The 8,977-nt window shown below is 71.5% G+C and carries 10 protein-coding genes and 1 pseudogene; 2 read left to right on the top strand and 9 right to left on the bottom strand.

All coding sequences use genetic code 11. From position 1 onward, the window contains the following. Positions 1-123: 123 nt before the first annotated feature. The 9 genes and pseudogenes from EF903_RS22950 to EF903_RS22910 form a co-directional block, all read right to left on the bottom strand. Complete coding sequence (locus tag EF903_RS22950; RefSeq protein WP_185902777.1) at positions 124-921, bottom strand: TetR family transcriptional regulator; 798 nt, start codon at positions 919-921, stop codon at positions 124-126. 11 nt (positions 922-932) lie between these two features. Beyond that, positions 933-1,421 (bottom strand): thiol-disulfide oxidoreductase DCC family protein, encoded by a 489-nt coding sequence (locus tag EF903_RS22945; RefSeq protein ID WP_125546071.1) that lies wholly within the window; start codon positions 1,419-1,421, stop codon positions 933-935. A 3-nt stretch (positions 1,422-1,424) separates the two neighbouring features. Then, entirely contained in the window at positions 1,425-1,829 is a 405-nt protein-coding gene (locus EF903_RS22940; RefSeq protein ID WP_125546069.1) for a hypothetical protein, read from the bottom strand. 227 nt (positions 1,830-2,056) lie between these two features. Then, positions 2,057-2,431: pseudogene (locus tag EF903_RS22935) on the bottom strand (hypothetical protein); the annotation flags it as partial. A gap of 9 nt (positions 2,432-2,440) precedes the next feature. Then, a complete protein-coding gene (locus tag EF903_RS22930; protein WP_125546067.1) occupies positions 2,441-3,205 on the bottom strand; it encodes a succinate dehydrogenase iron-sulfur subunit in 765 nt (254 codons plus the stop codon). After that, positions 3,205-4,959, bottom strand: coding sequence for a succinate dehydrogenase flavoprotein subunit (gene sdhA / locus EF903_RS22925; protein ID WP_125546065.1), 1,755 nt, complete (start codon positions 4,957-4,959; stop codon positions 3,205-3,207). The genes EF903_RS22930 and sdhA overlap by 1 nt, the downstream gene beginning before the upstream one ends. A 27-nt stretch (positions 4,960-4,986) precedes the next feature. Continuing rightward, the gene (locus tag EF903_RS22920) at positions 4,987-5,469 is read right to left on the bottom strand and encodes a succinate dehydrogenase hydrophobic membrane anchor subunit (RefSeq protein ID WP_030027687.1); all 483 of its coding nucleotides are present in this window, start codon (positions 5,467-5,469) and stop codon (positions 4,987-4,989) included. Positions 5,470-5,474: 5 nt separating this feature from the next. Further along, positions 5,475-5,855 (bottom strand): succinate dehydrogenase, cytochrome b556 subunit, encoded by a 381-nt coding sequence (sdhC, locus tag EF903_RS22915; RefSeq protein WP_125546063.1) that lies wholly within the window; start codon positions 5,853-5,855, stop codon positions 5,475-5,477. Between the two features lie 152 nt (positions 5,856-6,007). Further along, a complete protein-coding gene (locus EF903_RS22910) occupies positions 6,008-6,661 on the bottom strand; it encodes a 2-oxo-4-hydroxy-4-carboxy-5-ureidoimidazoline decarboxylase (protein ID WP_399421473.1) in 654 nt (217 codons plus the stop codon). A gap of 325 nt (positions 6,662-6,986) precedes the next feature. On the opposite strand from EF903_RS22910, the gene EF903_RS22905 reads away from it, so the two are divergent. After that, positions 6,987-7,733, top strand: a complete 747-nt coding sequence (locus EF903_RS22905; RefSeq protein WP_125546073.1) for an RNA polymerase sigma factor — start codon at positions 6,987-6,989, stop codon at positions 7,731-7,733. Continuing rightward, the gene (locus EF903_RS22900; RefSeq protein ID WP_125546061.1) at positions 7,733-8,776 is read left to right on the top strand and encodes a hypothetical protein; all 1,044 of its coding nucleotides are present in this window, start codon (positions 7,733-7,735) and stop codon (positions 8,774-8,776) included. Before EF903_RS22905 ends, EF903_RS22900 begins: the two co-directional genes overlap by 1 nt. The last annotated feature ends 201 nt before the right edge of the window (positions 8,777-8,977 follow it).

Raw genomic sequence — 8,977 nt, 5'->3', positions numbered from 1 at the left:
CGACATCCGAGGCTGGCTCGCCGACTGGAACGAGCACCCCAGACCCTTCGCCTGGACGAAGACAGCCGACGAGATCCTCGACAAAGTCGCTGCCTACTGCCGACGAATCTCTGACTCAGGTCACTAGCGCCGCGTCCGGCGGGCCTTCGCGGGCTCCGGGGCGGCCGCCTCGGCCTCCGCCTCGGCGTCCGGCTGGGGGTCCGGGTCGGGGTCCGAGGCGCGCTTGCCCCGGGAGACGGCCGTCTGCGCCATGCCGGGCAGGAAGTCCGCGAACAGCTCGTGCAGCTCCCGTACGAGCGGGCGCAGCACCCGGAACCGGGCCAGGACTATGCCGCGCGTCGTGAGCTGCGCGCCGCGCTCGGCGAGCCGCCGGGTCTTGGCGCTGCCCGGCGAGCGGTCGAAGACCCAGTACAGGACGAGCCCCATCTGCGAGAGCCACATCAGCTCGGGCAGGACGTCGGCCAGCTCGTCCGGAACCTTGGTCTTCGCACCGGCGAGCACCTCGCGGTGCATGTCGATCGCGGCCTTGCGGGCGGGCTCCGACTCGGGGGAGAAGGGGCTGAGCGGGCTCTCCGGGTCCGCCGCGTTCTTGAAGAACTGGGAGGCGAACTCGTGGTAGGGCTCGGCGACGTCGAGCCAGCTCGTCAGCACGCCCGCGAGCCGCTTCTGCAGGTCGGTCTCCCGGTCCAGGATCGGTCGGACCGCCGCCTGGTGGGCGGCGCCGATCCGGTCGTAGAACCCCTGGACGAGGTGTTCCTTCGACTCGTAGTAGTAGTAGGCGTTGCCGACCGATACTCCCGCCTCCTTGGCGATGGCCCGCATGGTCGTCTTGTCGAACCCGCGCTCCTGGAAGAGGCGGAGGGCGGTTTCGAGGATGAGCGTGCGGGTCTGCTCGCTCTTGGGAGCCTTCTGATCAGTCACGGTGTACGAGCCTATCGGGACGGCGGGCAGTGGTCCCCACAGGCGGTCCCCTGCGCCTCTTCCGCCTCCGGCGCCTCGCCCGTCTCCTCCCCGGCGGTCCCCGCCGCGGACGGCGCGCCGGGTCCGGTCCGTACGGCCTGCCGCCAGGCGGAGGCCGTGTACATGGCGCCCCGGGCGAAGGGGCGGCCCGCCGGGGTGGCGAGCCACTCGGCCTTGGGCCGGTGCTCGGCCAGCGCCCACAGGCAGACGATGAAGGCGTCGGTGCCGGTCCACAGCTGGCCGGAGTCGCCGACGACGGTGATCTCGCGCAGCGTTGCCGCGTGGTCGAGCGCGGGGAAGAGCCGCCGGGCCTCGTCCGACCCCGCGGGGACGAGCCGCAGGGGGACGAGCCGGTGCTGCCCGAGGAGCCAGTGCCGGATGTGCACGCACAGCGGGCAGTCGGCGTCGTACAGGACGGTCAGCTGTCGGACGGGCGGGGGGCCCTGTGTCTCCGGGGCCACCGGTCAGGCCCCGGCCGGCTTGGTCCAGCCCTGGGGGGCGACGGGCGGGGTCTGGCGGCGCTCCATGATGCCGCGGCGCCGCATCTTGTTCAGCACCCACACGTTGCCGAGGTGCATCACGCCGAGGACGAGCAGGACGACCCCGATCTTGACCGAGAGGGCCTCGAAGAGGGTGCGGGCGGTGTCGATGGTGTCGGCCGAGCGCAGGTAGAGCGTCACGAAGCCGATGTTGACGAGGTAGAAGCCGACGACCAGCAGGTGGTTCACGGCGTCGGCGAGCTTCTCGTTGCCGTGCAGGACGTCCGCGATGAAGATCCGCCCGTTGCGGCTGAGGGTGCGGGCGACCCAGACGGTGAGGCTGATGCTGACGAGCAGGTAGATGACGTACGCGACCACGGTGAGGTCCATGCCCTCGCCCCCTTGAACGTGTTCAACTCGATGGCATGGCTGACTCTAGCCCCATTTTTGAACAGGTTCAAGGAAACTGGCGCGGGTGTGCGCGGCGGGCTCCCGGCGCCCGCCGCGCCCCTCGGCGTACGCACCCGCCGCGCCATGGGCGCCGGCAGGGCGGCGGTCTCCCTCGGGCGCTCCGGCCGGCGGCAGGCGCGGCCCGCCCCGGACCGGCCGCCGGGCCGTCAGATGCTCAGCGAGCGGGCCTGGTTCACCATGCTCATGACCCAGTGGAAGGTGTTCTGGTCCGTCGCCGGGATCATCGTCGAGTGGTGGCGGCCGCCGCTGGTGACCGTGACCTGGATGAAGCCGGTGGTGACCTTCTCCTTCATCAGCAGGAACAGCAGCCCGAGCAGGCAGAAGATGAAGAACACGATGGCCAGGACGACGGCGTGCGTCGGCATCTTCGTCTCGGTGCGGGAGAAGTCCGTCGCGTTCCACATCGCGCCCCGCAGCGGCATCGTGCCCGAGGGGGTGATGATCTGGTCGCCCGCGATGGTGATGTCACCGATCGTCAGGCCCGCACCGCCCGCGCCCGCCCCCGCGGGTGGTGCGTACGGCCCGAGGGCTCAGAAGCGGCGCGTGATCAGGGCGCGCTTGACCTCCTGGATCGCCTTCGTGACCTCGATGCCGCGCGGGCAGGCGTCCGTGCAGTTGAACGTGGTGCGGCAGCGCCACACGCCGTCCTTGTCGTTCAGGATCTCCAGCCGCTGCTCGCCGGCCTCGTCACGCGAGTCGAAGATGAAGCGGTGCGCGTTGACGATCGCCGCCGGGCCGAAGTACTGGCCGTCGTTCCAGAACACCGGGCAGGACGACGTGCACGCGGCGCACAGGATGCACTTCGTCGTGTCGTCGAAGCGCTCGCGGTCCTCGGCGGACTGCAGGCGCTCGCGGGTCGGCTCGTTGCCCTTGGTGACCAGGAACGGCATGACGTCCCGGTACGCCTGGAAGAAGGGCTCCATGTCGACCACGAGGTCCTTCATCACGGTGAGGCCCTTGATGGCCTCGACGGTGATGGGCTTCTCCGGGTTGATGTCCTTGATCAGCGTCTTGCAGGCGAGCCTGTTCTTGCCGTTGATCCGCATCGCGTCGGAGCCGCAGATGCCGTGCGCGCAGGAGCGGCGGAAGGTGAGCGTGCCGTCCAGGTTCCACTTGATCTTGTGGAGACCGTCGAGCACGCGCTCCTTCGGGTCGATCTCGATCTGGAAGTCCTGCCACTCCGCCTGGTCGGAGACCTCGGGGTTGAAGCGGCGGATCCGGAACGTGACCGTGATGTACGGGGAGTCGGCGGCGGGCGCCGCGTCCTCCTTCTTCACGAGGGTCGGGGTGGCCATCAGTACTTACGCTCCATCGGCTGGTAGCGGGTGGTGACGACGGGCTTGTAGTCGAGCCGGACGGAGTCCTTTCCGTCGGCCGCCACCTCGCGGTACGCCATGGTGTGGCGCATGAAGTTGACGTCGTCGCGGTTCGGGTAGTCCTCGCGGTAGTGGCCGCCGCGGGACTCCTTGCGGGCCAGGGCCGAGACGGCCATGACCTCGGCCAGGTCGAGCAGGTTGCCCAGCTCGATGGCCTCCAGCAGGTCCGTGTTGAACCGCTTGCCCTTGTCCTGGATCGAGACGTTCTTGTAGCGCTCGCGCAGCTCCGCGATCTTCTCGACCGCCGTCTTGATGGTCTGCTCCGTGCGGAACACCGACACGTTGGCGTCCATCGTCTCCTGGAGCTCGTTGCGCAGGTCCGCGACCCGCTCCGTGCCCGTGGAGTTCCGCAGCCGCTCGACGAGGTCGACCACCAGCTCGGCCGGGTTCTCCGGCAGCTCGACGTAGTCGTTCTCGGCGGCGTACTTCGCCGCGGCGATGCCGGACCGCTTGCCGAAGACGTTGATGTCCAGCAGCGAGTTGGTGCCCAGGCGGTTCGCGCCGTGCACCGACACGCACGCGACCTCGCCGGCCGCGTACAGGCCGGGGACGACGGTGGTGTTGTCCGCCAGCACCTCGCCCTCGACGTTGGTCGGGATGCCGCCCATGGCGTAGTGCGCGGTCGGCTGGATCGGGATCGGGTCCGTGTAGGGCTCGATGCCGAGGTACGTGCGCGCGAACTCGGTGATGTCCGGCAGCTTGGCGTCCAGCTGCTCCGGCGGCAGGTGCGTCAGGTCCAGGTACACGTGGTCGCCCTCGGGACCGCAGCCGCGGCCCTCGCGGATCTCCGTGTAGATGGAGCGGGAGACGACGTCACGGGACGCGAGGTCCTTCATGACCGGCGCGTACTTCTCCATGAAGCGCTCGCCGTCCTTGTTGCGGAGGATGCCGCCCTCGCCGCGGGCGCCCTCCGTCAGCAGGATGCCCATGCGCCAGATGCCCGTCGGGTGGAACTGGAAGAACTCCATGTCCTCCAGCGGCAGGCCGCGCCGGTAGCAGGCTGCCTGGCCGTCACCGGTGAGGGTGTGCGCGTTGGAGGTCACCTTGAAGAACTTGCCGTTGCCGCCGGAGGCGTAGATGACGGCCTTCGCCTGGAAGATGTGGATCTCGCCGGTGGCCAGCTCGTACGCGACGACGCCGGCGGACTTCTTGACGCCGTCGACCTCGGTGATCAGCTGGTCCAGGACGTAGAACTCGTTGAAGAACTCCACGCCCTCCTTGACGCAGTTCTGGTACAGCGTCTGGAGGATCATGTGGCCCGTGCGGTCCGCGGCGTAGCAGGACCGGCGGACCGGCGCCTCGCCGTGGTTGCGGGAGTGGCCGCCGAAGCGGCGCTGGTCGATGGTGCCGTTCGGGGTGCGGTTGAACGGCAGGCCCATCTTCTCCAGGTCGAGGACGGCGTCGATGGCCTCCTTCGCCAGGATCTCGGCGGCGTCCTGGTCGACCAGGTAGTCACCGCCCTTGACGGTGTCGAAGGTGTGCCACTCCCAGTTGTCCTCCTCCACGTTCGCCAGCGCGGCGGCCATGCCGCCCTGCGCGGCGCCCGTGTGGGAGCGGGTGGGGTAGAGCTTCGTCAGGACCGCGGTGCGGCTGCGCTTCGTCGCCTCGATGGCGGCGCGCATGCCCGCGCCGCCGGCGCCGACGATGACGGTGTCGTACTTGTGGATCTTCATGGGATGTTGTCGCCTCAGCCCCGTTGCCTAGCGGATGTTCGGGTCGAAGGTGAAGATCACCAGCGTGCCCAGGAGGATGGTGAACACCGTGGCGGTGTACAGCAGGCCCTTCAGCCACAGGCGCGTGTTCGCGCGCTCCGCGTAGTCGTTGATCACGGTACGCAGGCCGTTGGCGCCGTGCAGCATGGCCAGCCACAGCATCAGCAGGTCCCAGACCTGCCAGAACGGGGACGCCCAGCGGCCCGCCACGAAGGCGAAGCCGATCTTGGAGACGCCGCCGTCCAGCACCAGCTGGATCAGGAGGTGGCCGATCACCAGGACGACGAGGACGATGCCCGAGAGGCGCATGAAGAGCCACGCGGCCATCTCGAAGTTGCCGCGCGTCGAGCGCGGCGTCTTCCCGGTGCGCTTGCGCGGGGCCTCGATGTACGGAGCCGGGTTGTCGACGTCGTAGAGGCTCACGCCCTCCACGTCGCCGATGGCCTTGGCGGAAGAAGTGTCAGAGGACATGCGCGTCACTTCCCGAACAGTTCAGCGGCTGCATGGCCGAGTACGGGGTACAGGGCCCCGACCATCAGCACGAACCAGATGCTCACGACCCACCAGAGCATCGCCTTCTGGTGGCGGGGTCCCTTGGACCAGAAGTCCACGGCGATGACACGGAGACCGTTGAGCGCGTGGAACAGGATGGCGGCGACGAGGCCGTACTCCAGCAGCGCGACGATCGGGGTCTTGTAAGTCGCCACGACATCGTCGTACGCCTCGGGGGAGACGCGGACGAGAGCGGTGTCGAGGACGTGTACGAACAGGAAGAAGAAGATGAGGACGCCGGTGACTCGGTGAGCCACCCAGGACCACATTCCTTCCCGGCCGCGGTACAGCGTTCCAGCCGGCACGGAAAACCCTCCGGAAGCGGGGCGGGGGCCAGCCGGCTTCGTTGTCGGTCGGGCCCGGCCGGGTACGGTCCACCGGCCCCGGACATCGTAGCGACGCTTTGTCGGTTCCTTCGCGCGGGGTCCGCCGGTGTGATCAAACAGGCACGGACGGCCTATCCCGCGCGGGCGAATCGCCCCGTTTCGGCGCCGGATACCCCCTCCCGGGAAGCCAGCCGGTCCATCAGGTCGGCGAGCCGGGCCAGGGCGAGCCGGCGCAGCTCCTCCGCGGAGATGGCCCGCTCCTCCTCCACCTCCAGGCCCATCCGGCGGCGGATCGCCGCCATGAGCTGCCCGGCCCGCTCCTCCGGCGGATGACCGTCGAGGCAGATCACGAAGGAATGCCCGAACGTGCGCTCGTACTCCGCCCGGGCGGCGCCCAGCGCGAGGTGGGCCGCGTACGGCGCGCCCTCGGCCAGCTCCACCGGCGGCTCGCCGGCCAGCGCCCCGACCAGATCGGAATCGGACAGGTCGTACGACGCCTCGTCGGCGGCGGCGCGCAGAGCGCCCGCATCCGGGTACGGTCGGTGCGCGGCGACCTGCTGCGCCCAGCGCGGGCTGCCGCAGCACTGGAGCAGCACGGCTTCGGCGAGCTCGGCGGGCAGGGTGTTGAACCGGGCCAGGCCGCGGTCGTCGAACGGGGCGGAGCTGCCGCGGGCCTGCGCCGGAAGGTGGCTCGACAGCGGGGGGCTCCTCGGGGCGCGGTGCGGGTGTGCGGCAACGCTAGGCGACGCCGGACGCGGTCCGCTGTACCGATTCGGGGTTTTCACCCGGAAGTGAGCCGAAAGGATGAGCGGGATGTTTGGCTGCACGCACACCGGGGTGCCGGACGGCGGGGAGAGGGGCGCGAAAGCGCGCCGGAGGGGGTGGAAGACGACCGAGGCCGCCACCCCCCACAGGAGAGGCCCCGGTCGCCGTCCGTACGGGCTCGTGCGACAAGCCCGTACCCCCCTCAGCGCCGCGCGTGCGTTTTGTGTCACACCCCGCTTCGCGCACGCTTGATTGCAGGCCGTACAACTCGTGGACGAAGGTACTTGAAAGCCGTAACGTGCTGATTTGCGCCACACGTACAGGACAGTGAACGGGTTGGGGACTTTGCTGGGGGACGACGCGGAGCTGACCGCCGCCGTGCTCGCGGCACAGGACGGCGACGAGGACGCGTTCCGTGCTGTGTACCGCGCGGTGCACCCGCGCCTGCTGGGGTACGTCCGCACCCTCGTCGGGGACTCCGACGCGGAGGACGTGGCCTCCGAGGCGTGGCTGCAGATCGCCCGCGACCTCGGGACCTTCACCGGTGACGCCGACCGCTTCCGCGGCTGGGCGGCCCGGGTGGCCCGCAACCGGGCGCTGGACCACATCCGCATGCGCGGACGGCGGCCCGCCGTCGGCGGGGACGAGACCGAGCTGACGGGCCGGGCCTCCGACAGCGACACCGCGGCCCTGGCGATGGAGGCGCTGTCCACCGGCCGCACCATGGAGCTGATCGCGCGGCTTCCGCAGGACCAGGCCGAGGCCGTGGTGTTGCGTGTCGTGGTCGGCCTGGATGCCAAGAGCGCCGCCGAGACCCTGGGCAAGCGCCCGGGGGCGGTGCGTACCGCCGCCCACCGCGGGCTGAAGAAGCTGGCCGAGCTGCTCGGCTCGGAGAGCGGCCCCTGGCCGGAGGCCGAGGCCGACTCCGGGGCGGCCGCGCCCGTCGGCCATAATGCCGGTGGCCAGGGCCGGGAGGCCGCGGGCGACCGGGACCTCGACGCGGTTCCCGCACAGCGCGGCGGCCGGGGCGGCGGCCTCGTGGAACAAACCGGTGTGACGCATTCACGTTGGCGGACGCAGAAGGACATGTGATGGCCGACGAGCGCAACAGGTGGCTGGACCGGGCCGCCTCGGAACGAGTGCTGCGCGGCGCACCTGCCTCTGCCGACGCGGATCCGCGCGACCCGGAGGCCGAGGCGCGCCTGCGGGCCGCCCTCGACATGCTGGTGCCGCCGCCGGCGCCCCCAGGATCCGAGCTTCCCGGCGAGGCCGCCGCGGTGGCCGCCTTCCGCGCCGCGCGCGGCACGGCGGGCGCGGCCGGCGCGGCGGAGCCGTCCGGTGCGGCCGTCCCCCTCGTGGAACTCGGCAGGACGCCCTCCGCGGTCGTCCCGGCGCAGGCGCGTGCCTCCGCCGGAGGCCGGCGCGGCAGCCGCCCGGCGCGGTTCGCGCTGGCCGCGGCGCTGGCCGGCGTCGCCGTCGGCGGACTGGCCGCGGCCGCGGGCGCCGGACTGCTCGACCGGATCACCCACGACACCGCGGGCCCCGCCCCGGCCGTGTCGCTCAGCGCCGACGAGGATCCGGCGCACACGGGCGAGACCGTACGCCCCTCGTCCCCGCCGCAGCTCATGCCCTCGCCGTTCCGCGGCGACGGCTTCGCGCCGCCCTCGGGCACGCCGGCCACCCCCGGCGGGGAGACGGGCACCGGCCAGGGCCGCGGCGGCAGCGGCGAGCCGGGCCTCGGCGCCGGCGGCACCGGCACGTTCCCGGACACCGCGGCCGGCGGCGGCAGCACCCGCGGCACCGGCAAGGAGACCCTGGGCGGAGCGACCCTGCTCGAACGGGAGCGGGAGACCCGCCGCAAGGCGGTCGACCTGTGCCAGGCGTACCGCTCGGGCCAGATGAACCCCGACCGCCGCGACCGGCTCTCCCGGCTGGCCCAGGGCATCGCGCGGATCCCGCAGTACTGCGAGACGCTGCTCGACGGCCCCCGCGAGTCCGGCGACGGCACCACGGCCCCCCGCGACGGCGCCGAACCGGGCGCCGTCCTGAAGACGCCCCGGCTCGGCCAGGCGCCCGCGGAGCGGCCGGCCCTGCCGGGCCCGACGGCGTCCGCCCCCGTCCCCACCTTCCGCTGACCCCTCCGCGTCCCCGTGGCGGGGGCGCGGAGGGGTGTAGACGGGGGAGCACCGGGACGCCGGCGCGACGCCCCCCCATCGTCGCCGCCCGCGCCGGGCCGTGGGATTCCCCGAGGGTCAGCCGACGCAACCTGCTCCGCTCGGCCGCTCTTGCCCGCGCCGCCGCTGTACCAGGCGCGAGCATGAGGAGCATCGTTGAGC

This window comes from Streptomyces sp. WAC05292 (genome assembly GCF_003949955.1).
Taxonomy (GTDB): Bacteria; Actinomycetota; Actinomycetes; order Streptomycetales; family Streptomycetaceae; genus Streptomyces; species Streptomyces globosus.
This window is presented reverse-complemented; position numbering and strand designations above follow the sequence as displayed.